Origin of the sequence: Pseudoalteromonas sp. SD03 (genome assembly GCF_040937955.1) — a bacterium.
GTDB classification, from domain to species: domain Bacteria; phylum Pseudomonadota; class Gammaproteobacteria; order Enterobacterales; family Alteromonadaceae; genus Pseudoalteromonas; species Pseudoalteromonas tetraodonis.
This window is the reverse complement of sequence record NZ_CP162514.1, coordinates 653,348-677,975: the sequence shown is the minus strand read 5'-3', so window position 1 is coordinate 677,975 and position 24,628 is coordinate 653,348. Positions and strand designations below refer to the sequence as shown.

Genomic DNA, 24,628 nt, shown 5'->3' with positions numbered 1-24,628 from the left:
CTTATTATTAATCCCCTATCAAAACATAAATATGCGGTATATTAGCCGCATATTTACTTTATTACGTAGATTAACTAAGAATAAATAGTGTAATTAAGCTAATCTTTTTGCTTCACTTTTTCCTGTTTTTGCTAAACTAGTATTTATTACATTCACAATTGACACGGATGACCCTCTAGCAATGCCTAAAACTGTAGAGCAAAATAGCATTCGTAGCATATTGTTTAAAACCATCATGCTTATAACAGCCATCTGTTTGCTATTATCTCTTTCTATTTCTACTTACTTAAGTACACAAGAGCAAAAAAAGCAGCTCATTAGTAAACTTGTGCTGGTGTCAGAGATCATTGCCTTTGATGCAATGCCGTCATTACTAAATAAAAATAGACCTGCAGAAGAAAGGCGGTTAAAGCTTCTTCAACAAGTCTCATCGGTTACAAACTTACATATTTATGCGCTAGATGAGCAAACAAGAAAACCAGTATTTTTTACCAGTTTTAATGCCCGAAAATCGCCACCTGTACCAATCAAAACAGACAGTATTAACGACTTTATAGAACCCCAAGTAGGTGATGAGTTTATTGAGTACATTACTCCAATACTCAATAATGATCAGTTACTGGGTTATGTGTATATTAGGGGCAGCTTGGATAACTTAAATAAGCTTATCACTAAAAAAATTATAATTGATATTGCCATTATCGCTTTAATACTTATCTTCATCTCTTTGATTATTTTAAGGCTACAAAAAAGGATAGCCAGCCCAATAGAAAACTTAAGCTTGTTACTGCAAAACATAGCTAAAAATCATAACTACTACGCCCGGGCGCCTTTAACAAACTTAACTGAAATAACCCGGCTTTCTAACAGCTTAAATGTAATGCTGGCGCGAACACAGAGACAAATAGAGCGCCACGAAGAAGATAAAAAAGAAATTAAGCTACTAAACTCAAATCTTGAAGAAAAAGTAAGCCAACGAACCATCGCGCTCAGAGAAGCAAATAAAGAGTTGCTATCTACACTTGAAAAGATGCACCAATACCAAACTCAAATTGTCGAAAACAAAAAAATGGCTTCATTAGGGCAAATGGTGGCAGGTGTAGCTCATGAGGTAAATACCCCTATAGGGCTTGGGATCACCGGTTCTACTTTACTAAGGGATAAACTCGCGGAGCTACAAATTAACTTTCAAAATAAGTCATTGACTGCCAGTCAATTTGAGCAATTTACTAACGATGGCATTGAAAACTTAGACCTCATCTACAGTAGTTTAAACCGTGTCGCAGAGCTTATTTCTAACTTTAAAAAAGTGGCCGTGATTAAAGATGATGAAATCACTAGCACCGTTCACTTACAGCAGCTCATAAACGATACATTATTGTCTATGGGGCAAGAGTTAAGAATAAAAAACCCTAAAGTTCTTATAAATTGTCCAGCAGATTTAACCGTTGAAAGTAAAAAAGGGCCACTGCAGCAAGTTTTCCATCAACTAATTTTAAACTCCCTACTACACGGATTTGTAGCTGGCGGTGACAATGTAGTGCAAATTGATATTGTGGCAACAAACACAAAAACACAAATTACCTACACCGATAACGGCCTAGGTGTAGAGAGCAACATAAGAGCGAAAATTTTTGACCCCTTTGTTACTTCAAAACGCGGTCAAGGAGCCAGTGGTTTAGGCATGCATTTAGTTTACAACTTAGTGACCCAGGCTTTGGCTGGAGAGATTGTGTTAGATACTGAGTATCAATCAGGAGCACGATTTATTATTACGCTATTTTAAAAAGTGAAATAAATCCGTTGTCTGCTCTTGAATTACGACTTTATGACCATACTAAGACAGCACTCATTGAACAGTTGTACCATAAATGCTGTATTTTCACACAATTAATGAACTTAATTGTGTTTAACATATCACATACATTGATGAAAAATTGTAAAGTGATATAATTTCGTTTTGAATTAGTCTGATTATTTTAAGTATCTTTAGGTGGTTGATGGATGTATCAATTATTAAAGGGAAATGGCTTCGACTTTATAATTCAAATTATACATCCAACGTTAAGTATCAATTAAGCCGCGGTTTTTAATAATACGTCAAAGTAGGTTTGGGCGCGCAGCTGTTTTTATCTAATTTGTTTTTACTTGTTAACATTTAGATATAATCCTATAATTCTAGTAGTCGGTTTTGATGATCACACCGATTTTAAAATAAAACACACTCCAAAAAGGTTAATTAAAAATGCAAACGCCAGTCATTCTGATCGTAGAGGATGAAGACGTAACTAGACTAAACCTCGTTAGTTTATTTGAAGCCGAAGGTTACAAAGTTATTGAAGCCATTGATGGCGATGATATGCATGATAAGCTTACAAATAACGATGACGTCAATCTTGTAGTTATGGACATCAACCTGCCAGGTAAAAACGGGCTTATTTTAGCTCGCGAATTACGCCAAAAACGCAAAGTTGGTCTTATTTTCTTAACAGGCCGTGACAACGATGTAGACCGTATTTTAGGTCTTGAAATTGGTGCTGATGACTATATTACTAAGCCTTTCAACCCGCGTGAATTAACTATTCGTGCTCGTAACTTAATTACGCGTACTGCATTAGGTGGTGAAGAGTCTGCTATTGAAACAAATGGCGTGATCACCTTTAACGGTTGGGAACTTGACGAAAACAGTCGTTGCCTTACTTCTCCAAACGGAGACGCGAAACGTCTACCTAAAGGCGAATACAGAGCACTGCGTTTAATGCTTGACTCTCCGGGTCGTATATTTAGCCGTGAGCAACTAATTAAGCACATGACTGGCCGAGAGCTTCGCGCTAACGACCGTACGGTTGACGTAACAATTCGTCGTATCCGCAAACACTTTGAAAGCGACAACTCAACGTCTGAGTTAATCAGCACCATCCATGGTGAAGGTTACCGTTTCATTGGTAAAATCGACAGCTAATTAGTTATTACTCTAATTGCTGTAAAAATAAATGAAGGGCCTGTTGTCCTTCATTTATTTTATCTGTTAACTCCTCAAGCCACACAGCTAACACTTCGTCACTTTGCTCCAGCGCCCCATGCTCCATTTGCTTTGCATGCAACTGAACATCATTAAGACCCACCGAACCTGCCGCACCTTTTAATTTGTGCGCAACCGATTTGTACTCTTCTCTATCAGCAGCGTTTAACGAAGCTAATAGCTCTTGTTGGTACTGCGGATTTAGCTTTGCGAACAACTGGCTACTGCGTTTAAATACTTCAACACCCATCGAATTTACAAAGTCTTCAATGGTTTCAACATCCAACAAGTCAGTATTAATTTGATTTAATAACGCTTGATTGACCACTCGTTGAGGAGCCTCGGTTTGCGCTTGCTTAATGCCAAAGAGTTCAGCGAGCATATTATCTAACTTGCTTGTGTTTATTGGTTTAGCTAGTGCGCCTTGAATAGAAATACCCTCAAGCTCCTCTTCAGCACTGCGTACATTGGCCGTTAATGCCACTATTGGTAGCTGATCAAAATGACTTTGAGCGCGAATTTGTCTTGCCACTTCGTCACCATTAATATCAGGCAACTGCATATCAAGTAATACTAAATCTAAGTCATCTTCAGTTTCGACAAACGATAAAGCATCTTCACCCGTTTCAGCCCACAGCACTTCGTGTCCACGTTGCTCTAGTAGGTTAGTAGCAATTTCAGCATTAAGTGGCACATCCTCCACTAATAAAATATATAAGCTACGCCCAACATAACTATGTTCGGTAGGTGCACTACATAAATTCAGCGGAATTTGTACCGTAAAGCAGCTGCCCTCTCCTGGGGTACTATTAACCGTTATTGTGCCTTTCATTGCGCTTACTAACGCTTTGGTGACAGCTAAGCCAATACCTGAACCAATGGCATTGGTGCCTTTAAGATCTGGCGCTTTATAGTACATGTCAAAAATGCGTGTTAGTTGCTCTTGTGGAATACCTTCACCGGTATCGAGTATTTTAATAATAAGCCAAGGGCCATCTTCACGGTTTTCTCTGGCACAATCTAAGATTACGCTCCCTTGTTGAGTAAACTTAACGGCGTTATTAATTAAGTTCCACACCACTTGGCGTAAACGAGTCGGGTCAAGCAAAGCATATATGTCAAGCATGCCAGAACGCTTCACTTCAAACGAAAGCTCTTTTTGCTCAGCAATAAGGCCTGCAAAGTTAACTACATCGTTGATAAAGTCCGAAACATTAATTTCGTTGGCGGCAATATCTAACTGCTCACGGTCAATTTTATCTAAATCTATAATATCGTTGAATATGTTACCTAGCGTTTCGGCGCTTGAAAACACGGTATTACACCAACTGCGTTGCTGTTTGTTTAATTCGGTATCCAGTAGCATGCGCGTTAAGCCCACAATACCATTAAGCGGTGTGCGTAACTCATGGCTTAATGTGGCAATAAATTTCCCTTTATCTTTATAAGCTGTTTCCAGTGCCTGCGCAGCTTCTTTACGACTGGTAATATCACGGCCAAACGCAAGTAAACCAATGTAATCCCCTTGTTCATTAATAAAGGGAAGTTTACGCAATTCAAACCACCTAATTTCACCGTTTACTGAGTACTCCACATCTATAGTTAAACCTTGGTGCGTACGCTCAACCTGCTCATCGGTTCTGAGTACTTCTGATAAAAAGTGGCTTGGAAATATTTCTTCTGCGGCTTTACCAATAAGTTCGCCACTGGTTTTGCCCATTACCTCTTCAAACATTTTATTACAACCGGCAAACACCCCGTTGTTATCGCGGTAATAAAATAAATCCGGCGAGGAGTCTACTATTGAGCGCAGTAACATGCCTTGCTGTGCGAGTTCTTGTTGTGTTTTTTTACGCTCTGCAATTTCACGCCTGAGCTCTTCTATTGCTCGATGTTTGGCATGAAAAGCCATTTTACGTTCGTCAATTTCAATATTTAAGCGGTTAATATTGTCTTTGAGGGTTTGATTTAAAAGCTTCTCTTGTTTTGTGGCACTATCTAAATAAGCATAAGAGGCATCAAGTTGCCGAATAGAGTTTAATAATATGCTGATAACTAAAGGAGAAACAACCGAGGTAAAAAATACTACGGCCAGTATATCAACCAAGTTTACTTCGCCTATGGCGACGTAATAAAACATACTTGATAAAACCAGCGATATTGTTAGTAATAATGCATAGCAAATAGCAGCAGTTTTAAACTCACCAAAACGAGTTATTGAACTGGAAAGAACTCGAACCCACGGGTTCAAAGAAGAATCAGTCATATATCAGTTTTTCTCTTAGCTAAATGCTTAGGGTCTGTTGACCTTTCAAGGTTAAAGGCTAATTTTAGCATTTTCTATCAGCTATTTTCATGTTGTGCGACAAAAACAATAAAATTTCATGTTTGGTGTTATTTGCTGCATTTCAGCAAATCTTTATTTAGTGTAAAATGCGGCGTTTTAAATATTGCAAATAACGAGTAACGTATCATGCAAAAAACTATGCCAGATATTGCTAACACGGCTGCCGCATTACAAACAGGTAAATTAGACTGGGTAGGTATGGGCGATATAGAGCTGCCTTTTATTTTTGAATCTCTTGATTTAGCTCCAGTTACCGTTAATGCAAAAGCACGCGCCTTTGTTAATTTACACAAAGAAGATGCTAAAGGCATTCATATGTCGCGACTATTTTTAGCGTTGGATCACCTCTCAACTGAGCAACAGGTCAATCCACAAACCTTAGCACAAGCCTTAGATACCTTTATCACCAGTCATGAAGGCTTAAGTGATAAAGCACACATTGAATTTAAATTTGAACTGCCGCTACGCCGTAAGTCATTACTTAGTGGTAAAGCAGGTTGGAAAAGCTATCCCATTGTACTTACCAGCACTATAAATCAAGGCGTTATTAGTTTTGAGCTCAGCGTTGATGTGACTTATTCATCAACTTGCCCCTGCTCTGCAGCACTGGCTCGCCAATTAATTCAAAACGCATTCAGCGAAAAGTTTTCTCAAGAAACACTCACTCAATCAGAAGTTTTAGAGTGGCTTGGAACAACTCAAGGCATTGTAGCAACCCCGCATTCACAGCGTTCAATTGCTAATGTTAAAGTTAAATTAGCAAATAACATTGAACAGTTTGATGTGGTTAACTTAATAAACTTACTAGAAGATGAGCTAAAAACACCAGTACAAGCTGCGGTAAAACGTGAAGACGAACAAGAGTTTGCTCGCTTAAACGGTCAAAATTTAATGTTTTGTGAAGACGCAGCACGAAAAATTAAAACGACGTTAGAGTCAAAAGAGTTTACCGATTACTTCCTGCAAATTAACCATTATGAGTCTTTACATGCTCATGATGCAGTTGCGATTGCCGTAAAAGGTATTGAAGGCGGTTATAAAGCATAATAGTGCTCATCCCCCTTCCTTAATAAAACAACCATAACAACTATTTGGGCACATAAATTGCTTTAGAAAAGCAGTGTCAATTTGTTGTTATGGAGTTACCGTATGGAATTCGCTTTATTATTAATATTAGTGCTAGTTGTTGGGGCATCTATCGTTGCGTCAAAATTTAATGATGACGGCGGAAACCCTTATCCTTTTACTCGTAAGCAAAGTGTATTTACCCAAGTAGAAGGGGCGTTTCTGAATTTATTAGAGCGCGCTGTTGGCGATCAATATAAAATTGTTAGTCGCGTTAAACTAATCGATGTGATTGACTGTAAACAAGGCCTGTCTGTTAAATCTAAACGTGCGGCAATGGCTAAAGCAAAAAATAAGCAGCTCGACTTTGTTTTAGTAGATAAAGAAAAAATGACCATAGTGGCTGCGGTTGACTTAGTTAATAACGCCAATAAAGATGGCCACAAAGCACAGCGCGACTGGTTTGTTAATGGCGCATTGGAAGCCGCAGGTATTCCACATATTCGTATGAAAGTGAAGGCAGGCTACCGCCCAAGCGAAGTACGCGATGCAATTATGTTTAAATTAGGTAAGCCAGCGGCATCTAAACCTTCACGACCTACGCGTGCTAGAGTTCATAAACCGGCGGTACTATCTCCTTCTCAAGCAAAGGCACAATCAACAGCCCTTGCTGAAATATAATCAATAAGTTTATAAAGTGCGGGCTTTTTAAGCTCGCATTTTTGTTTGTTTTACCCCACGTTATTTTTTGCAGTATAATCACCGTATTCAAACTCAGGAATTTAACACTATGAATGTTGGTATTATTGGCGCAATGGAGCCAGAAGTTAAAATTTTGCGCGAGGCGATGCAAAATTCACAAGTTTTAACCAAGGCTGGTTTTACTTTTTACACAGGCGAGCTTGCAGGCAATACCGTCACTTTAGTGCAATCAGGTATAGGTAAAGTCGCTTCGACAATCGCAACCACATTACTTATCGATAACTTCAATCCAGATTGTGTTATTAACACAGGCTCTGCCGGTGGATTCGACCCATCACTAAACGTTGGCGATGTAGTAATTTCATCTGAAGTACGTCATCACGATGTTGATGTAACAGCGTTTGGTTACGAAATTGGCCAAGTACCACAAATGCCAGCAGGTTTTACTGCTCACCCTAAACTTGTAGAAGCAGCCGAGCAAACAATTGCACAAATTAGTGAAGTAAAAACCCTTGTTGGTTTAATTTGCACTGGCGACTCGTTTATGTGCGACCCTGTTCGTATTGAAAAAGCACGCAGTGACTTCCCTACAATGCTAGCAGTAGAGATGGAAGGTGCATCAATTGCGCAAACGTGTTTTGCACTTAATACACCATTTGTTGTTATTCGCTCAATGTCTGATATTGCAGGCAAAGAGTCGCCGCAATCATTTGAAGAATACTTAGAAACAGCCTCTATAAATTCATCAAAAATGGTCGTAGCTTTACTTGAGAAATTAACGGCGGTTACGCTGTAAATGCTCAATAATATTGTTCAAAATCATTTGGACTTTATTGCATTTATTTGTGCGCTCCTTGCTGAGCGCTTTTTACCTTTAGTAAGTTGGTATCATCCTAACCACATACTCTCTGCTATTTTTAGCGCTATAAGCCAGCGTATTTATAAAAAAACAGACACCAAGCAATATCATTATTTAGCAGCCTCAATGGCAAGTACGCTTATACTTAGTACTGTGCTTATTATTGTAGTTTTACTGCTTCAGTTTGCCTTTTACCCCGAGCTGTTATCAGGTCTTATTTTATATTTATGCCTAGAAAACAGTAGCCTGAATAAAAAAGCGATACGCATAGCTAGGCTAGTCAAAAAAAGTCAAAAATCGACAGCACGCGAATTATTAAAGCCACTAGTAGCCCGTGAAGTTAATGCACTTTCAAGCCCCGGGATCATTAAAGCCATTATGGAAAGTGTCATACTTAGAACGGCGCGTCATTACTTTGTGGTAATTTTCATATTTTTAGTATTGGGCCCCGTCGCCGCTCTCGCCTATCGTTTAATCACTTTAATTCAACAGGCGTGGCGAAGTGATATAGCCCCTAACAGCTCTTTTTTGATGCCGCTTAAACTGGTTCTTTTTATTGTTGAGTACATTCCCATACGTTTACTCGCGCTGACAATTGCCTCACTAAAGACCAGTAAAAAAAGCATGCATTATATTAAGCATTATGGCCGACACTTCTATCAAACCAATACAGGCTGGTTACTTAGTGTATGTTCTGCATCTTTGGGGGTACAACTTGGTGGGCCTGCTATTTATAATACACAGCGTTTTAATAAAATGCGTGTCGGTGTAGAGCGTCTTCCCAACGCCGATGACGTACCACAACTACTCAATACACTTAACCAAACTCGCTTTTTTTGGCTTCTGATTATTATTAGCGTTGAAGTTATTAAGGCTGTTCTCGTTTTTAAGTTCACATAAAAAAACCAGCCGTAGCTGGTTTTTATAATGTCCGAAGTTTTAAGCTACGGTGATATTTGCAAATTTGCGTTTACCTACTTGATAAATAGCCGTTGTGCCTTTTGCAATTTCCAATTTGGTATCTGTAATTTTGTCTTCGCCGTTAAGCTTTACAGCACCTTGTTTGATCATCCTCATGGCCTCTGAGGTACTCGCCACTAAGCCCGCTTCTTTAAGTAAGTTAGCGATTAAAATTGACTCTTCATCAATATTAACTGTCAGCTCAGGGATTTCATCTGGCAAGGCTTTTTTCTGAAAACGCTGGATGAAGTCATCATGAGCAGCTTGCGCATCAGCTTCACTGTGAAAACGCGCAATTAGCTCTTTAGCTAATTCAATTTTAATATCGCGCGGGTTAGTGCCCTGCTCTACACGCTGTTTTTGCGCTGCAATTTGCTCAATAGAAAGGCTACTTAGCAAATCGTAGTAACGCCACATGAGTACGTCACTAATTGACATGATTTTACCGAACATATCTGAAGGCGTATCAGTAATACCAATATAATTACCGAGTGACTTCGACATTTTCTGAACGCCGTCAGTTCCCTCAAGTAAAGGCATCATTAATACTGTTTGTGGTTTTTGACCTTCATCTTTTTGCAGCTCACGACCCATTAATAGGTTAAAACGCTGATCGGTGCCGCCTAGCTCAACATCTGACTCTAATGCGACTGAATCCCAGCCTTGCACCAGTGGATACAAAAACTCATGAATCGCAATCGATTGACCGCCAGCATAGCGCTTTTTAAAATCATCACGCTCAAGCATACGCGCCACAGTTTGACGCGCGGCTAATTTTATCATCCCCGCAGCGCCTAATTTCTCCATCCATGTAGAGTTAAAAGCGACGGTTGTTTTAGCCGGGTCTAAAATTTTGAACACCTGCTCTTTATAGGTTTCGGCGTTGGCAAGCACGTCATCACGTGTAAGTGGTTTACGGGTCACATTTTTGCCCGTTGGATCACCAATCATACCGGTAAAATCACCAATTAAAAAAATAACCTCATGACCTAAATCTTGAAAGGTTTTCATTTTATTAATGAGTACAGTGTGACCTAGGTGTAAATCTGGAGCCGTAGGATCAAAACCAGCTTTAATTTTTAGCTTTTTCCCCGACTTTAATTTTTCAACCAACTCATCTTCAATTAATATCTCTTCTGCACCGCGTTTTATCTCTGCTAGAGCGGTTTGTAAATCCACTGTGTGTTACTCCAAAAAATTCTGACAACGAAGGGGTGTAATATGCTCACGGTTTATTGCTAGCGCGTTATCACAAAGCAAATAAAACTATTTAGCTAACATAACAAATTTCCACCTAATTAGAACAACTTTTTTAACTAATCGCAGCACCAACTAAAATGCAGGGTGTACGTTCTAAAAGGGGATATAAACGAGCGATTAATAATACGCCAAAAGTGTTTATCACAAACTAAAAACAGTTTACAAATTAATCACTTCTCGTAATTAAACCGTTTTATAAGCTAATTTAACATTATGATGAAAAAGCAAAGTATCCAAGAATATAAAATAGTGTAACAGTTCAACTTTAAACACAAACAGCCTGAATACCCTATGATTTTAGCCTAATTTAACTCGAGTTTAAATCTACAAAATACTAGTATTCACAGATTATTCGTTATATCCTGCAATATAACCTATTTATTATCTTGACAGCAGAAAAAGGCACGTTATGGTTCACGTGGTTAACACGCTCCCCAAAAAACACAAAATGCTTATTCTAGGTTTGGTTTCTGCTATTGTTGCCTTAGCCTTTCTTCCTTCTGAAAAAGCCACTGCATCCAAAGACAATAGTGAAAACACACTAGAAATTGGTAAGCGCTATGAATTACAAATTAAAGTAGGTGAGAACGAAAAACTCACAGACCTAAATTCAGAGCAGGCAGCACAAAAACTTCCAGAATATGATTTTGTCGATCACCAAGTTAAAAATGGTGACAACTTAGCGATTATTTTTAAGCGTGCCGGTTTTTCTGCGCAAACGCTGCATAAACTTGTAAACACCAACGCTGAAACACGTAAGCTAACTAAAATTCACCCAGGTGAAACGTTAAGCTTTGCTACCGCCGAAGACGGTTCATTAGCTCAATTACGCTACGTTATTTCTAAAACGGATACGCTATTCGTCACACTTAATGACGAAGGCCAATACGACACCTCAATTGACAGCAAAGAAATAGAAACACTGAGCAAAACAGCCGGTGGGGAAATTTCAAGTAGCTTTTGGACCTCTGCAATTGCAGCAGGTTTAAGTGAACGCCAAATCATGAACTTTGCCGATATATTTGGTTGGGACGTCGATTTTGCTAACGACATTCGCAAGGGTGATGAATTTGGCTTAATTTATGAGTCTCATTTTGTTGACGGTGAGTTTATTGGCACCGGTAAAATTATTGCCGCTGAATTTATAAACCAAGGTGAGCGTTACACCGCTATTCGTCACACAGACGGTAACTTTTACACCCCTGAAGGCCGTAGTATGAAAAAAGCCTTTTTGCGTGCGCCTGTTAATTTCAAATATATTAGTTCAAGCTTTAACCCTCGCCGCCTACACCCTGTTACAGGACAAGTGAAAGCACATCGCGGCATTGATTACGCTGCACGCACAGGCACGCCAGTTGTATCATCGGGTAATGGTAAAGTAATTAAAGCAGGCTATAGCAAATATAATGGTAATTACGTATTTATTAGCCATGGTACTCAATATGTTACTAAGTATTTACACCTTAACAAGCGCCTAGTCAGAACAGGGCAAAAGGTTAAACAGGGAGAAAAAATAGGTACTGTTGGCTCAACTGGTCGTGTAACCGGTGCGCATTTACATTATGAGTTTTTAGTTAACGGCGTTCACCGTAACCCTAAAACCGTAAAACTACCTAAGTCTGAACCATTACCTCGTTCAGAGCTTGCTAAATTTAAGCCTATTGCTGATAACTTTATCGCACAACTAGAGCGTAATCGTGAGCTACAACTAGCACTTAGATAACCACTTCACTGATTAAATAAAAAAGCCTTTGTTGGGGTTACCCGCAAAGGCTTTTTTGTGTGTGACATTTAAGTTTAAAACTTAATTTACAAGTACATAAATTAGCTGCACAACCAAAGATATCATGACTAATGGCCAAATATACTTGCTGTATTTGGTAGCACCCTCTAGCCCCATTTTACTTTGGTACTTTTCTAGCAAAGGAATAATGATCACCAAAGCAATCACTAAGCTAATTAAAATGACAAATATATTCATATCAACACCTTTGTATTATACCAATTCGTTTAAATAATATTGAAACGGGTATTAACTTACGGCAAAGCGCAGCCTTTCGCGCTAATATATAACTCATACCAATGCTCTCGACTTAAATTAATATTAATTGCATCACTCGATGCCTTAATACGATCTACATTAGTTGTGCCTATAATTGGCTGAATCGATGCAGGATGGCGAAGTAGCCATGCCAATACAATAGCTTCTGCACTTGTGCCATATAAAACGGCAAGCTTACTAACTAAAATACTCGTGTTTACATCCGCTTTTGACGCTTTTGATAGGTCACCGCCTGAGTATAAACCTTGGCACAAACTGCCCCAACTCTGAATTTGAATGTCATGCTCACGACAATACTCAACACACCCTGGGGTAAAGTTAATATCTTTGCCATCGGCATTACCCACATAAATGCCCTCATCAACCCACTGATGTTTTTGTAAACTGGCCTCTATTTGATTTGCCACAATTGGCATATCTAAAGCGCGCTGCAAAAACCTTATTTGATGTTGAGACATATTAGAAACTGCAAAATGACGCACTTTGCCACTTTCTTTTAAACAGCTAAATATTTGCGCAACTTCCTCCACCTCCATTAATGGATCGGGGCGATGCAACATAAGCACATCTAAGTAGTCGGTATTTAATCGTTTAAGTGAGCCCTCAACAGAACGCTCAATCCAATCAGCAGAAAAATCATAACGCTGCGGGTTTTTCTCATCAGCAAAGCGAATACCACACTTAGACTGAATATACATTTGTTCTCTGAGCTCAGGACGCTCAGCCAACGCTTTACCAAAAACGTGCTCAGCTTTGCCTAAGGTATAAATATCAGCGTGATCAAAAAAGTTAATCCCGCTTTCAAATGCTGCGTCTATGCATGAATGAGCTTGCTTTAAGTGCCCACTGTTGATGGCGTCTTTATTCCAAGCACCTCCTAAACCCATACAACCAAATACAAGCTTACTAACCTTGGGTAAATATTTTGCCAGCGGAGTGTGTAACATTTGACAGCCCTTTTAAAAAATGAAGAGTGATTACTTTAAACAAAAAACCCTATACAAGAAACCGCTTAATCTAAAACATTAAATTTTAGGAAAAAAAAAGCGCAGTAAACTGCGCTAATGGTTGGATTAAATATTACTAGCCAACAAGTGCTAATAAAATACCTGCAGCAACAGCACTTCCCAGTACGCCAGCTACATTAGGCCCCATGGCATGCATCAGTAAAAAGTTGTGCGGGTTATTTTCAAGACCGACTTTATTAACTACACGAGCCGCCATAGGCACAGCGGATACACCCGCAGCACCAATTAATGGGTTTATGGGGGTTTTTGATATCTTATTTAAGCCTTTAGCCATAAATACACCTGAGGCTGTACCAATAGCAAACGCCAGTGCACCCAGTACCAAAATACCAATAGTTTCTACTGTTAAGAACTGCTCGGCAGCAAGTTTAGAGCCCACTGCAAGTCCTAGAAATATAGTGGTGATATTAATGATTTCGTTTTGCGCACTGTTGCTGAGCCTATCAACTACACCCGACTCACGCATTAAGTTACCTAAACAAAACATACCAACCAGTGGAATGGCGGCTGGTAAAAAGAGCGCAGTTAAAGTGAGTACCATCAGCGGAAAAATAATTTTTTCCTTTTTTGATACTTTACGCAGTTCTGGCATTTGAATTTTACGTTCTTCAGGCGTTGTAAACGCACGCATGATAGGCGGCTGAATAATAGGAACCAACGCCATGTACGAGTACGCAGCCACTGCTATAGCACCTAATAAATCAGGTGCCAGCTTTGACGCTAAAAAGATAGCGGTTGGCCCATCAGCGCCACCAATAATGGCAATTGCTGACGCATCTTGTAAACTAAACTCAAACCCTGGAATAAAGTTAAGTAAAATAGCCCCAAATAAGGTAGCAAAAATACCAAACTGCGCCGCAGCACCTAATAACAACATACGCGGATTTGCAATTAAGGCACTAAAGTCAGTGAGCGCGCCCACTCCCATAAATATTAATAACGGAAAAATTCCGGTATCAACACCTACATAGTAAACATAATAAAGTAAGCCGCCAGGGTCAGATAAGCCCGCCACAGGAATATTAGTTAAAATAGCCCCAAAACCAATGGGCAGTAATAGTAGCGGCTCAAAGTTTTTAACTATAGCTAAAAATAATAACAAACAACCAACGGCAATCATGATCAGCCCAGGAAATGTAAAGTTAGCAATGCCTGTGGCATGCCAGAGGTTTAAAATACCATCCATCCTCTATTTACTCCTTAAGCTAATGCAATCATTGCATCGCCGGTTGACACTGAATCACCTTCAGAGACAAGCACGTCTGCAATTTTACCGGTATGCATGGCGCGTACTTCGGTTTCCATTTTCATGGCTTCCATAATAATCACCACATCACCTTCATTTACTACCTGACCTGGCTTTACTTTAATTTTAAAGATATTACCGGCAAGTGGCGCATTAAGAGTTTCACCTGAAGCAACTGATGCCGACTGTGGAATATGCTCAGAGTCTTTTAGCGTCACCTCTTTAAGCTCACCGCCTTGAGCAACCACGACATCGTATACTTTGCCATCTACTTTAACGCTGTATTGCTCAGCCTTAACGTCTTTATTGTTTGCCGCTGATTTTTCAGGTGCTTTATTAGAGCTATCATCAGCGCTAGGAACAGGTTCAAATGCGTCAGGGTTATTGCGGTTTTTAATAAACTTCAAACCAATTTGTGGGAATAAGGCATACGTGAGCACATCATCAATTTGCTCATCAGCAAGCGTTAAGCCTTGCTCTTGCGCAAATTTACTTAATTCAGCCTCAAGCGTTTCAAGTTCAGGCTTGATCACATCTGCAGGGCGACAGGTAATTGCTTCGCTGCCATCAAGTACACGCTCTTGTAACTCTTTATTCATAGGAGCAGGTGTCGAACCATACTCACCTTTTAATACGCCAGCGGTTTCTTTGGTGATGGTTTTATAGCGCTCGCCAGTAAGCACATTAAGTACTGCCTGAGTACCAACAATTTGCGAGGTCGGTGTAACTAATGGAATAAAGCCCAAATCCTCACGCACCCGTGGAATTTCAAGTAATACTTCGTTTAGTTTATCAGCAGCGCCTTGTTCTTTAAGCTGATTTTCCATGTTAGTTAACATACCACCTGGTACTTGGGCTAATAAAATTCGGCCATCAACACCTTTTAAACTGCCTTCAAACGCAGCGTACTTTTTACGTACGTCTCTAAAGTAAGCTGCAATTTCTTCAAGGTGGTTTAAATCAAGCCCAGTATCACGCTCAGTACCTTCCACGATTGCAGCAATTGTTTCAGTTGCTGAATGACCATAAGTCATACTCATAGACGATACAGCCGTATCGAGCATATCAATACCGGCATCAATCGCTTTTTGATACGTTGCGGTACTTAAACCCGTTGTTGCATGACATTGCATGGCAATAGGAATTGAAACCGTTTCTTTTAAGCCTTTAATCAGTTTTTCTGCATCGTAAGGCTTAAGCAATCCCGCCATATCTTTAATACAAATTGAATGACAACCTAATTCTTCAAGCTGCTTAGCAAGTGTTAGCCACATATCCAATGTGTGTACTGGGCTTACCGTGTAAGAAATCGTACCTTGGGCATGCGCGCCTACTTTAACCGCCGCTTTTATGGCAGTTTCTAAGTTACGTACATCATTCATGGCATCAAAAATACGAAATACGTCTACGCCATTTTTGTGTGCGCGCTCAACAAACTTTTCAACAACGTCATCAGCATAATGGCGATACCCCAATAAGTTTTGACCGCGAAGTAACATTTGCTGGGGTGTATTTGGCATCGCCTTTTTAAGCGCGCGAATACGCTCCCACGGATCTTCGCCTAAATAACGAATACATGAGTCAAAGGTAGCCCCACCCCAAGACTCTATAGACCAATAACCTGCGTCATCAATTTTTTTTGCAATAGGTAACATGTCGTCTAATCGCATGCGGGTAGCTAAAAGCGACTGATGTGCGTCACGAAGTACGAGTTCTGTTATTTTTAATTTAGCCATTGGTATGCTCCTCTAATTATTATTTGTTTTGTACTGAGCAATGGCAGCACTAATTGCAGCGATGTGCTCATTTGGCACACCTTGAGATTTAAAAGATGGTGTTCTCTGTGATACTTCAAGTTCTGGCTGAGAAAATTTGCTAGCCAGCTTAGACATAACTGTCACTGCACCAATCAATAAAGAAAGAAATACAAACACACCCACCATACCGGTTAGCATTAAATTGCCTGCAGTTGTGAGCAAAGCCCCTATATCCATAATTCTCCCCTGTTCAAAACTGAACACATAAAAAACCAGTTTATTTAAATAAATATTCACCAATAGTAACAAAAACTATTCTTTTGTCTACACGTTGTAAATTGGTAAAACCAATTAATCTAAAAGTAACATATCACCAATAAGGTTAACACCATCTAAAATAGCTTATTTAACCTATACATATAGATGGTAAAAATGTTCGTTATAAACAAAGAATATATAAAAACCCTAATATTCTCTAAGAACACATAAAAATATACCTAATGAGCTAACCCAATAAAAACTGCCAAAAAAAATGTTAATTGGTCTTACCAAAATAACGACTGTAAAAACTATTTATTATCTCATCAGACACCACTGTGAATAAGTTACAGATAAAACCGTAAAAATTACCAACCTAATATAAAGCCAAACTCAAAAAAACAAATCAAACCATTGATTTAAAACAAAATAAAATACTGGCACATTACTCGCTTATATAAAAACAACACTTTAACACTTAGATAAATCAAGGAGATGACAATGTTACGCTGGACAATTACATTTTTGGTGATCGCACTAATCGCAGCCGTTTTAGGATTTGGTGGTATTGCAGGAGCCGCAGCAGGAATTGCTAAAATCATATTTTTTATCTTTTTAGTTTTACTGGTTATTTCACTTGTCTCTGGCGCTTTACGTGGTAAAAGCCCCAGGTAGATAAGAAACAACGAAATTTTTAAATTTATATACAAGGAATTACATTATGAAATCATCAACACTTAAAGCAGCAGCTATTGGCCTATTCGCAAGTGCATTTATTATGGGTTGTGAAGACAATCATGCAGAAGAAGCCGGTGAACGCATCGACGAAGCCGTGACAGATGTTCAAAATAAAGTAGAAGATGCCTGTGAAGAAGTAAAAGAAGGTGTCAACGCTGAAGAAACAAATTGCTAATTCAGCCCCTTTTTAAAAAGCGACCATTTGGTCGCTTTTTTTGTGTTTAGTACTAGTCGCCAAGTTGCTACCCATTAATTATAAACTCTGAACTATTAATTCTTTTTAAGCTGCACATTTGCCACATAGCTTGCTAAAATGATAAAAAATAGCTTTTAAGTATAGATGCATGGTATTTACGACAACCTATAAACTCGATAAACCTTACTTTTATGAATGCTTCGACCAATCGCTGCCTTATAGTAAACGCGCGCAACCTAAATATTTTTTATTAGCACTGCTTGTTGTATTGGGATTATTTGGTATTTATGGTTTAGGAGATCATTACCTAGGTACATTTTTGCTGATGCTAGCCCTACTCGAATGCATCGCCTTTTACTATCGCCGCCCATGGTGGGTTACCAGGCAAATGCTAAGCAGAGCGTCTGGTTCTGAAGTCACTCTCACCTTCGACGAAGACGGAATAAAATCAACCAATCATTACAAAAATTACCAGTTAGCTTGGCACGACATTAACGAAATTATTACTACAGATTGTGGACTATTGTTAAAAAGCAAAAGCGGTATGCAATACATTTCTAAGGCAATACTCGACGAAGAAACGATTGATTTTATAAACAAAAAAGCCACTCAATGAGTGGCTTTTACAAATGTCATAGTTATATTAACTAGCACATTTTATACTATGTTGATTAAGCATTGCCCGGATTAGGGTTAGACTTTTCAGCTTGTATGCGCATGTAAATTTCTTCACGATGAACTGATACGTCTTTAGGTGCGTTAACACCGATACGAACTTGATTTCCTTTAACACCTAGAACAGTAACGGTTACTTCGTCACCAATCATAAGGGTCTCGCCTACTCTACGAGTTAGTATTAGCATTCTCTTGCTCCCATGTTCCAATAAAATTATAAGATTCCGCACAAACATTTTAATTAAAATTAGACTAAAAAGTAAGTAAAAACTCTCAATCTATTCATTTTCTGTTAAAAATGTCTTATGTAATGCACGAACAGCCAGCTCTAGGTATTTTTCATCTATTAAAACTGAAATTTTAATTTCTGAGGTGGCAACAAACATCACATCAATGTTTTCTTGTGCTAGCGAATCAAAAAATAAACTCGCTACCCCGGAATGAGATTTCATCCCCATACCCACTGCTGACACTTTCGCCACATTGGTCAATCCGTCAATTGCCTGTGCGTCAAATTGCTGTTGCTCAGCCGTTAACAAATCAAGTGCGTTTAAGTAATCATTTAAATGCACAGTAAAAGCATAGTCGACTTTTTCAACTTTATGATTAATTTGATTAATCATATCTATTTCGATGCCATTATCAGCAAAAAGTTTCAAAACTTTTGCAAGATGTTTGGTGCCTAGCGGCATTCCATGCACCTTAATTAAGCACTCATCTCGATTAAATGCAATACCCGATACGACATTGCTTGTCACGTCGCTCTCCTCAAAACTAATTAACGTGCCTTCATCGGGTTTAAAGCTAGATAACACCCGCAGAGGAACATTGTGTTTACCAGCAGATTCTACAGAGCGAATATGTAACACTTTAGCGCCTAAACTTGCCAGCTCAAGCATTTCAGCAAAGGTGACATGACTTAAACGTCGTGCGTTAGGTTCCACACGCGGGTCTGTAGTATATACGCCATCAACATCGGTATAGATCTGACACTCATCGGCTTTTATTGCACCAGCAATTTCAACCGCTGAGGTATCGGTGCCACCACGGCCAAGCGTGGTCACGTTGCCCTCAATATCGCGCCCCTGAAAGCCGGCAATAATAGCAATACGGTTATGTTCAAGTTCATGTTTTAAACGCGTTGCCGCAACTTCTTCTACACGGGCTTTACCGAACATGTTATCGGTTAATATATTCACTTGATCGGCTAGTAAGCTTACAGCTGAATGGCCGCGTTTAATAATGGCCATCGCTAATAAAGCAATAGAGACTTGTTCACCGGTACTGAGTAATACATCGAGTTCACGACTACTCGGGCGAGAGTCGATTTGTTTGGCAAGATTAATTAAGCGATTGGTTTCTCCCGACATTGCCGAAAGCACCACGACCACTTGGTGGCCTTGTTGCTTAGTTTTAACAACAAGGTCGGCGACCGCTTCAATACGCTCTATTGAGCCTACCGAAGTGCCGCCAAATTTTTGAACTATAAGTGCCACTTAAGCTTAAGTACGCTCAGTTAACCAAGCTGTTACGCTATCAAGTGCTGCTGTTAAATTTTGTGGCTCAGAACCACCCGCTTGCGCCATATCTGGACGACCGCCGCCTTTACCTCCTACTTGGCCTGCCATGTGATTAACTAACTCACCCGCTTTTACTTTGCCAGTTAAGTCTTTAGTTACACCCGCAATTAAGCTTACTTTGTCGCCGCTGGCAACACCTAAGGCAATAACACCTGAGCCAATTTTATTTTTAAGGTCATCAACCATACCGCGAAGCGCTTTTGATTCTGTGCCCTCAACGTTGGCCACTAACAGTTTAACCCCGTTAATTTCAACCACTGAATCAAGTAACGATGCACCTGCCGCACTGGCTAGTTTATCGTTAAGCTGGGCAACTTGTTTTTCAAGCCCTTTCGACTTTTCAAGCAAGGCAGTTACTTTTTCAAGCACTGACGCATTGTCACCTTTTACAAGCGCTGCAACATCAGCTAATTGTTGCTCTTGCTCGCTTACATAAGCAATTGCCTCTGCACCTGTTACCGCTTCAATTCGACGAACACCAGCAGCAATACCGCTTTCAGATACAATTTTGAATAAACCAATGTCACCCGCACGCTCTACGTGTGTACCACCACAAAGCTCGATTGAGTAGTCACCAATAGTCACAACGCGTACTTCGTCATCGTACTTTTCGCCAAACAGTGCCATTGCACCTTTTGCTTTAGCATCATCAATTGCCATTAGCTCAGTGTTAAGAGCAAAGTTACGACGAATTTCGTCATTCACTACGCGCTCAATTTCGCGCAGTTCTTGTTTGGTCACCGCTTCAAAATGTGAGAAGTCAAAACGCAGACGATCTGGCTGCACAAGTGAGCCTTTTTGCGATACGTGCTCACCTAAAAGCTGACGCAGTGCTTCATGCAAAATATGCGTAGCGGTGTGGTTTTTCTTAATACTGTCACGGCGCGCATCGTCGATAGTTGCATCCACTTTATCGTTAACGCCAATACGCCCTTGAACTGTTCCATGGTGAGCAAAAGCATTACCCAGTTTAGTGGTATTAGTCACCACAAACTCACCGCCGGCTACTGTGATTGTTCCGCTATCACCAATTTGGCCGCCTGATTCAGCGTAAAACGGAGTACGGTCTAAAACAATAATACCTTGTTGACCATCTTCAAGTAATGATACAGCTTCGCCACCGGCAAAAATTTCTACCACTGTGCCACTGTAATGAGTGCTATCGTAGCCTTTAAAGTCAGTGTGCTTGTCTGATTTTAATTGGTCATTGTAATCAGCCCCAAACTTACCCGCTTGTTGCGCAGTTTTACGTTGTACTGCCATGCATGCTTCAAAACCTTGATGGTCAATCGTCATCTGGCGCTCACGCGCAACATCGGCTGTTAAATCAGCAGGGAAACCATAGGTATCGTAAAGCTTAAATACTAAGTCACCCGGGATCACATCCCCGGTTAAATCACTTAAGCTTTCTTCTAAAATAGCTAAACCACGCTCAAGCGTTTTACCAAACTGCTCTTCTTCAATACGTAGTACTTTTTCAATAATTTCTTGTTGCTTAGCAAGCTCTGGGTACGCTTGACCCATTTGCTCAATAAGTGCAGCAACCAATTTATAGAAAAACGCGCCTTTAGCACCTAACTTATTACCGTGACGTACTGCACGACGAATAATACGACGCAATACATAACCACGGCCTTCATTTGATGGCATAACCCCATCTGAAATTAAAAATGCACACGAACGAATATGATCCGCTACCACGCGAAGTGATTTATCATCCATATCTTGTGCATTGGTAACGCTTGCAGCGGCCGCAATTAAGCCTTGGAATAAGTCGATTTCGTAGTTTGAATGCACACCTTGTAAAATAGCTGAAATACGCTCAAGGCCCATACCTGTATCAACAGATTGCTTAGGAAGTGGCTCCATAGTCCCGTCGCTTTGACGGTTGTATTGCATAAATACTAAGTTCCAAATTTCAATGAAACGGTCACCATCTTCTTCAGGTGTGCCCGGAGGACCGCCCCAAATATGCTCGCCGTGATCATAAAATATTTCAGAACATGGACCACAAGGACCCGTATCACCCATAGACCAAAAGTTATCGCTAGTTGCAATACGAATAATACGATCTTCAGGTAAGCCTATATCGTTAGCCCAGTAGCCAAAGGCTTCTTCGTCATCATGGTAAATAGTTACTAACAGCTTTTCTTTTGGTAGTTTTACAACCTCAGTTAAAAACTCCCACGCAAATTTAATTGCATCTTGCTTAAAGTAATCACCAAAGCTGAAATTACCTAGCATTTCAAAAAAGGTATGATGACGTGCTGTATAACCTACGTTTTCTAAATCGTTATGTTTACCACCAGCGCGCACACAACGCTGCGAACTGGTTGCGCGTGTGTAAGGGCGGCTTTCAGCGCCTAAAAATACATCTTTAAATTGCACCATACCGGCATTATTAAATAACAACGTGGCATCGTTACCCGGTATAAGCGAACTAGAAGGAACAACTTGGTGTTGCTTGCTGGCAAAAAAGTCTAAAAACTGTTGCCTAATTTGTGCGGTAGTCATGTGCTGCATGTGAAAGTCTCACCTGTATTTACTGTGCTTGCATTGCAAAATTTATTTGATCATAGCTAAATCCTCGATACATTAAGTAGCGCACGCGCTTAGCTTTTTCTTTGTACTCGAGGTTTGCCGGTGTCGTTGAATATTTTTTGTTGTACGCTTCCTGCGCGAGCTCAAACCAATCTATTTCCAGCTCTTCAATCACTGTTTCAAGCAGTGCTCTATCAATCCCTTTACTCATGGCCTCACTTTGAATTCGCTTTAAGCCATGGCATTTAAATATGTGCTTTCTTACAAACCCTTCACAGTAACGCTGCTCGTTAATAAAATTGTGCTTTTCGCACCAATCAAGCAGGTTTTCTATGAACTCGTCGCTTGCTTCTCTTTGCTGTAACTTTTGGGTTAACTCTCGGCGCGAATACTCTTGCCTTCCTAGTAACCAAAGCACATAGTTTTTTAACTTTTGTTTTAACGTATCATCCATTAAGCGTCAAAGCGCCCGCTTTGCTCGCTACTTAAAGGCTTAATGTTACTGTCATCACTTGGTGGCACAACGGGCATAAAAATAGCCTGATAAGAAACAAAGAAACTAATGTAGCAAATTGGCATTAAAATCAACAGCGGTAGTAGCGATAAGAACATCGACACCACTATTAATAATGCGCAAATAATACCATAAACACTCAGTGGTAAAATATTATAATAAAACACCATAAACGAACTTTTTAAGGCATTTAAAATACGTTGTTCTTTATTAAAGTAAACCAGCGGTACCGCATAGGCAAACGAAGTAAAGTATATCGACAGCGCAATTAAAAACAGTGCCACATTGGCAAACGAAATACTCTCAAGCATTTGGCTAATTGCTGTATTAGGGTCTAAGTCAGGCTGCGTCATAACCGCCATCGCATTGGAAAATAACCCATTGGCGAGCAGCGCAATTAAAATACCGGCACCCATTTGATAAAGCGCTAAGCGAAATAAGCCTAAGCGATTTCCTTTTGCTGAAAAGGGTTTCAAAATGTCGGCTAACATAATTTTTCCGCCTTGCTGCTTGGTAAGCACGGCTTGATAAAAACCAGCGGTTAAAAATGGTGTAGCCAATGCTGAGACTATTTGTAATAACGGCAAAAATAAAGACAACAAGCCAACAATGCCAATAAACAAGTGCATAAAGATAAAGGTTAATGGCTGAGTTTTGAAAATTAGCCAACCCGCTTTAAACCATTTTAATGCCGCATCCGCTTTAAAAATTCGTAATTGTGTAGACATAATTGCTCTTAATTAAAACAAAACACGCCGAGTATAACTCGGCGTTGGTTGGTATTACAGAGGTGGTGGCGATAAATGCCGTTAATATTAGGGTCTGTTGCCCTTTACGGATTAAAATTTGTTCAAACTAGGGGCGATTTAATCGCGGCGCGAGGTTTGTAACCTAGTGGGCTAAGTCAAAACCGAGCAACAAAGAGTAAATCGCCCCTAGGCAGAACCCTTCGGGCAGCGCCTGTTTGGCATTGATGCTGCGTTATCGCCTATTTATGGGGAATAACCACACCACATAGGCTCTGCCTTGCCTAAATACCAAACAGACTGCTGCAAATTTAACCTTGAAAGGTCAACAGACCCTAAGGTTTTTTAATTTTCTTAATATCTAGCATATGAGAGCCATGCTTAATTTTAGTCTCTAAATACGCCTTGTTACCTGAAAGCCCAGCTTTAATGTGTGCATGAGTGCCCACAACAGAGTCCACCTCTATGCCAGCATCTTTTAATGCGTTAAGCTTTTTAGGATTGTTAGTCATTAATTTTACATGCTTTAAATTGAGCGCATTGAGCATTAATACAGCATCCGAAAAATCACGTAAATCATCAGCAAAGCCCAAATGATTGTTGGCCTCGTAAGTGTTCATACCTTGTGACTGCAGTACATACGCATCAATTTTATTGTATAAACCAATACCACGCCCTTCTTGGCGTAAATAAAGTAAAATACCGCCTTGTTCGTGCATCATTTCAATACACTCATTTAACTGCTCACCGCAATCACAACGTGACGAGTGAAACACATCACCGGTTAAGCATTCAGAGTGCATACGAATAAGCGGAACATCTTGCTCGGTATCGGCGTTTTTAAACACTAACGCAACATGCTCTTGGCCATCTTTTAAGCCACTAAAGGAAATAATTTCTGCAGGAATATCACTATTTTTGCCAACATTAAGCTGGACTCTTGCTCTTACTTGCGCCACGACCAATCCAAATATTAAAAAACTACGACACGATAAAGTGATAATATCACAAAACAGGTTAAATACACCGTAGTACAAGACTGTTTATGGCAAATATATGGCGACGATAGCGA

At 39.8% G+C, this 24,628-nt stretch carries 23 protein-coding genes; 10 read left to right on the top strand and 13 right to left on the bottom strand.

Annotated features, from left to right (window positions below):
• Positions 1-181: 181 nt before the first annotated feature.
• Together ABZP26_RS03185 and arcA are read left to right on the top strand one after the other, a co-directional pair.
• Positions 182-1,786 (top strand): ATP-binding protein, encoded by a 1,605-nt coding sequence (locus tag ABZP26_RS03185; protein ID WP_033102601.1) that lies wholly within the window; start codon positions 182-184, stop codon positions 1,784-1,786.
• Between the two features lie 459 nt (positions 1,787-2,245).
• Entirely contained in the window at positions 2,246-2,962 is a 717-nt protein-coding gene (gene arcA / locus ABZP26_RS03180; protein ID WP_008110444.1) for a two-component system response regulator ArcA, read from the top strand.
• Positions 2,963-2,969: 7 nt separating this feature from the next.
• Here arcA and arcB read toward each other — a convergent pair whose 3' ends face one another.
• Positions 2,970-5,288 carry an aerobic respiration two-component sensor histidine kinase ArcB gene (gene arcB, locus ABZP26_RS03175; RefSeq protein WP_013464139.1) on the bottom strand — a complete coding sequence of 773 codons (2,319 nt, stop codon included), beginning with the start codon at positions 5,286-5,288 and terminating at the stop codon, positions 2,970-2,972.
• Between the two features lie 207 nt (positions 5,289-5,495).
• Here arcB and folE2 point away from each other — a divergent pair, with 207 nt between their 5' ends.
• The 4 genes from folE2 (at position 5,496) to ABZP26_RS03155 (ending at position 8,895) form a co-directional block, all read left to right on the top strand.
• A complete protein-coding gene (gene folE2 / locus ABZP26_RS03170) occupies positions 5,496-6,416 on the top strand; it encodes a GTP cyclohydrolase FolE2 (RefSeq protein ID WP_138563598.1) in 921 nt (306 codons plus the stop codon).
• A gap of 102 nt (positions 6,417-6,518) precedes the next feature.
• The gene (locus ABZP26_RS03165) at positions 6,519-7,115 is read left to right on the top strand and encodes a DUF2726 domain-containing protein (RefSeq protein ID WP_368485360.1); all 597 of its coding nucleotides are present in this window, start codon (positions 6,519-6,521) and stop codon (positions 7,113-7,115) included.
• Positions 7,116-7,224: 109 nt separating this feature from the next.
• Positions 7,225-7,932 carry a 5'-methylthioadenosine/S-adenosylhomocysteine nucleosidase gene (gene mtnN / locus ABZP26_RS03160; protein WP_368485359.1) on the top strand — a complete coding sequence of 236 codons (708 nt, stop codon included), beginning with the start codon at positions 7,225-7,227 and terminating at the stop codon, positions 7,930-7,932.
• Positions 7,933-8,895: a cobalamin biosynthesis protein gene (locus ABZP26_RS03155; protein WP_368485358.1), complete on the top strand. Its 963-nt coding sequence runs from the start codon at positions 7,933-7,935 to the stop codon at positions 8,893-8,895.
• A gap of 39 nt (positions 8,896-8,934) precedes the next feature.
• Here the strand turns inward: ABZP26_RS03155 and tyrS are convergent, their stop codons facing one another.
• Positions 8,935-10,134 carry a tyrosine--tRNA ligase gene (tyrS, locus tag ABZP26_RS03150; RefSeq protein WP_028834382.1) on the bottom strand — a complete coding sequence of 400 codons (1,200 nt, stop codon included), beginning with the start codon at positions 10,132-10,134 and terminating at the stop codon, positions 8,935-8,937.
• Between the two features lie 490 nt (positions 10,135-10,624).
• Here tyrS and ABZP26_RS03145 point away from each other — a divergent pair, with 490 nt between their 5' ends.
• On the top strand, positions 10,625-11,938 hold the full coding sequence (locus ABZP26_RS03145; RefSeq protein WP_013464133.1) for a peptidoglycan DD-metalloendopeptidase family protein: 1,314 nt from the start codon (positions 10,625-10,627) through the stop codon (positions 11,936-11,938).
• 81 nt (positions 11,939-12,019) lie between these two features.
• On the opposite strand, the gene ABZP26_RS03140 is transcribed toward ABZP26_RS03145, so the two are convergent.
• From ABZP26_RS03140 to ABZP26_RS03120, 5 genes are all read right to left on the bottom strand, one after another.
• Positions 12,020-12,196, bottom strand: coding sequence for a hypothetical protein (locus ABZP26_RS03140; RefSeq protein WP_013464132.1), 177 nt, complete (start codon positions 12,194-12,196; stop codon positions 12,020-12,022).
• 56 nt (positions 12,197-12,252) lie between these two features.
• On the bottom strand, positions 12,253-13,224 hold the full coding sequence (locus ABZP26_RS03135) for an aldo/keto reductase family oxidoreductase (RefSeq protein ID WP_368485357.1): 972 nt from the start codon (positions 13,222-13,224) through the stop codon (positions 12,253-12,255).
• A gap of 136 nt (positions 13,225-13,360) precedes the next feature.
• Positions 13,361-14,491, bottom strand: coding sequence for a sodium ion-translocating decarboxylase subunit beta (locus tag ABZP26_RS03130; protein WP_368485356.1), 1,131 nt, complete (start codon positions 14,489-14,491; stop codon positions 13,361-13,363).
• Between the two features lie 14 nt (positions 14,492-14,505).
• On the bottom strand, positions 14,506-16,287 hold the full coding sequence (oadA, locus tag ABZP26_RS03125; RefSeq protein ID WP_368485355.1) for a sodium-extruding oxaloacetate decarboxylase subunit alpha: 1,782 nt from the start codon (positions 16,285-16,287) through the stop codon (positions 14,506-14,508).
• Positions 16,288-16,299: 12 nt separating this feature from the next.
• Positions 16,300-16,545, bottom strand: a complete 246-nt coding sequence (locus ABZP26_RS03120) for an OadG family protein (protein WP_013464128.1) — start codon at positions 16,543-16,545, stop codon at positions 16,300-16,302.
• Positions 16,546-17,067: 522 nt separating this feature from the next.
• Here ABZP26_RS03120 and ABZP26_RS03115 point away from each other — a divergent pair.
• From ABZP26_RS03115 to ABZP26_RS03105, 3 genes are all read left to right on the top strand, one after another.
• The gene (locus tag ABZP26_RS03115; RefSeq protein ID WP_002961939.1) at positions 17,068-17,241 is read left to right on the top strand and encodes a DUF1328 domain-containing protein; all 174 of its coding nucleotides are present in this window, start codon (positions 17,068-17,070) and stop codon (positions 17,239-17,241) included.
• A 46-nt stretch (positions 17,242-17,287) separates the two neighbouring features.
• Complete coding sequence (locus ABZP26_RS03110; RefSeq protein WP_013464127.1) at positions 17,288-17,479, top strand: hypothetical protein; 192 nt, start codon at positions 17,288-17,290, stop codon at positions 17,477-17,479.
• Positions 17,480-17,648: 169 nt separating this feature from the next.
• Positions 17,649-18,116, top strand: coding sequence for a YcxB family protein (locus tag ABZP26_RS03105; RefSeq protein WP_008115132.1), 468 nt, complete (start codon positions 17,649-17,651; stop codon positions 18,114-18,116).
• A 55-nt stretch (positions 18,117-18,171) separates the two neighbouring features.
• Here the strand turns inward: ABZP26_RS03105 and csrA are convergent, their stop codons facing one another.
• The 6 genes from csrA to ribA all read right to left on the bottom strand — a co-directional run bounded on the left by csrA (position 18,172) and on the right by ribA (position 24,515).
• Complete coding sequence (csrA, locus tag ABZP26_RS03100; RefSeq protein WP_004587515.1) at positions 18,172-18,363, bottom strand: carbon storage regulator CsrA; 192 nt, start codon at positions 18,361-18,363, stop codon at positions 18,172-18,174.
• Between the two features lie 90 nt (positions 18,364-18,453).
• The gene (locus ABZP26_RS03095) at positions 18,454-19,671 is read right to left on the bottom strand and encodes an aspartate kinase (RefSeq protein WP_036956064.1); all 1,218 of its coding nucleotides are present in this window, start codon (positions 19,669-19,671) and stop codon (positions 18,454-18,456) included.
• A 6-nt stretch (positions 19,672-19,677) separates the two neighbouring features.
• Positions 19,678-22,278, bottom strand: coding sequence for an alanine--tRNA ligase (gene alaS, locus ABZP26_RS03090; RefSeq protein ID WP_013464125.1), 2,601 nt, complete (start codon positions 22,276-22,278; stop codon positions 19,678-19,680).
• A 19-nt stretch (positions 22,279-22,297) separates the two neighbouring features.
• Positions 22,298-22,750, bottom strand: a complete 453-nt coding sequence (locus ABZP26_RS03085; protein ID WP_138764108.1) for a regulatory protein RecX — start codon at positions 22,748-22,750, stop codon at positions 22,298-22,300.
• On the bottom strand, positions 22,750-23,538 hold the full coding sequence (locus ABZP26_RS03080; protein ID WP_368485354.1) for a BPSS1780 family membrane protein: 789 nt from the start codon (positions 23,536-23,538) through the stop codon (positions 22,750-22,752). Before ABZP26_RS03080 ends, ABZP26_RS03085 begins: the two co-directional genes overlap by 1 nt.
• Positions 23,539-23,891: 353 nt before the next feature.
• A complete protein-coding gene (gene ribA / locus ABZP26_RS03075) occupies positions 23,892-24,515 on the bottom strand; it encodes a GTP cyclohydrolase II (RefSeq protein WP_008465954.1) in 624 nt (207 codons plus the stop codon).
• Positions 24,516-24,628: the final 113 nt, after the last annotated feature.

Bases quoted from the DNA above. Each gene is read 5' to 3' on its own strand.
- ABZP26_RS03185 (WP_033102601.1), top strand. From the start codon at position 182: ATGCCTAAAACTGTAGAGCAAAATAGCATTCGTAGCATATTGTTTAAA.
- arcA (WP_008110444.1), top strand. From the start codon at position 2,246: ATGCAAACGCCAGTCATTCTGATCGTAGAGGATGAAGACGTAACTAGA.
- arcB (WP_013464139.1), bottom strand. From the start codon at position 5,288: ATGACTGATTCTTCTTTGAACCCGTGGGTTCGAGTTCTTTCCAGTTCA.
- folE2 (WP_138563598.1), top strand. From the start codon at position 5,496: ATGCAAAAAACTATGCCAGATATTGCTAACACGGCTGCCGCATTACAA.
- ABZP26_RS03165 (WP_368485360.1), top strand. From the start codon at position 6,519: ATGGAATTCGCTTTATTATTAATATTAGTGCTAGTTGTTGGGGCATCT.
- mtnN (WP_368485359.1), top strand. From the start codon at position 7,225: ATGAATGTTGGTATTATTGGCGCAATGGAGCCAGAAGTTAAAATTTTG.
- ABZP26_RS03155 (WP_368485358.1), top strand. From the start codon at position 7,933: ATGCTCAATAATATTGTTCAAAATCATTTGGACTTTATTGCATTTATT.
- ABZP26_RS03145 (WP_013464133.1), top strand. From the start codon at position 10,625: ATGGTTCACGTGGTTAACACGCTCCCCAAAAAACACAAAATGCTTATT.
- ABZP26_RS03140 (WP_013464132.1), bottom strand. From the start codon at position 12,196: ATGAATATATTTGTCATTTTAATTAGCTTAGTGATTGCTTTGGTGATC.
- ABZP26_RS03135 (WP_368485357.1), bottom strand. From the start codon at position 13,224: ATGTTACACACTCCGCTGGCAAAATATTTACCCAAGGTTAGTAAGCTT.
- ABZP26_RS03130 (WP_368485356.1), bottom strand. From the start codon at position 14,491: ATGGATGGTATTTTAAACCTCTGGCATGCCACAGGCATTGCTAACTTT.
- oadA (WP_368485355.1), bottom strand. From the start codon at position 16,287: ATGGCTAAATTAAAAATAACAGAACTCGTACTTCGTGACGCACATCAG.
- ABZP26_RS03120 (WP_013464128.1), bottom strand. From the start codon at position 16,545: ATGGATATAGGGGCTTTGCTCACAACTGCAGGCAATTTAATGCTAACC.
- ABZP26_RS03115 (WP_002961939.1), top strand. From the start codon at position 17,068: ATGTTACGCTGGACAATTACATTTTTGGTGATCGCACTAATCGCAGCC.
- ABZP26_RS03110 (WP_013464127.1), top strand. From the start codon at position 17,288: ATGAAATCATCAACACTTAAAGCAGCAGCTATTGGCCTATTCGCAAGT.
- ABZP26_RS03105 (WP_008115132.1), top strand. From the start codon at position 17,649: ATGGTATTTACGACAACCTATAAACTCGATAAACCTTACTTTTATGAA.
- csrA (WP_004587515.1), bottom strand. From the start codon at position 18,363: ATGCTAATACTAACTCGTAGAGTAGGCGAGACCCTTATGATTGGTGAC.
- alaS (WP_013464125.1), bottom strand. From the start codon at position 22,278: ATGCAGCACATGACTACCGCACAAATTAGGCAACAGTTTTTAGACTTT.
- ABZP26_RS03085 (WP_138764108.1), bottom strand. From the start codon at position 22,750: ATGGATGATACGTTAAAACAAAAGTTAAAAAACTATGTGCTTTGGTTA.
- ABZP26_RS03080 (WP_368485354.1), bottom strand. From the start codon at position 23,538: ATGTCTACACAATTACGAATTTTTAAAGCGGATGCGGCATTAAAATGG.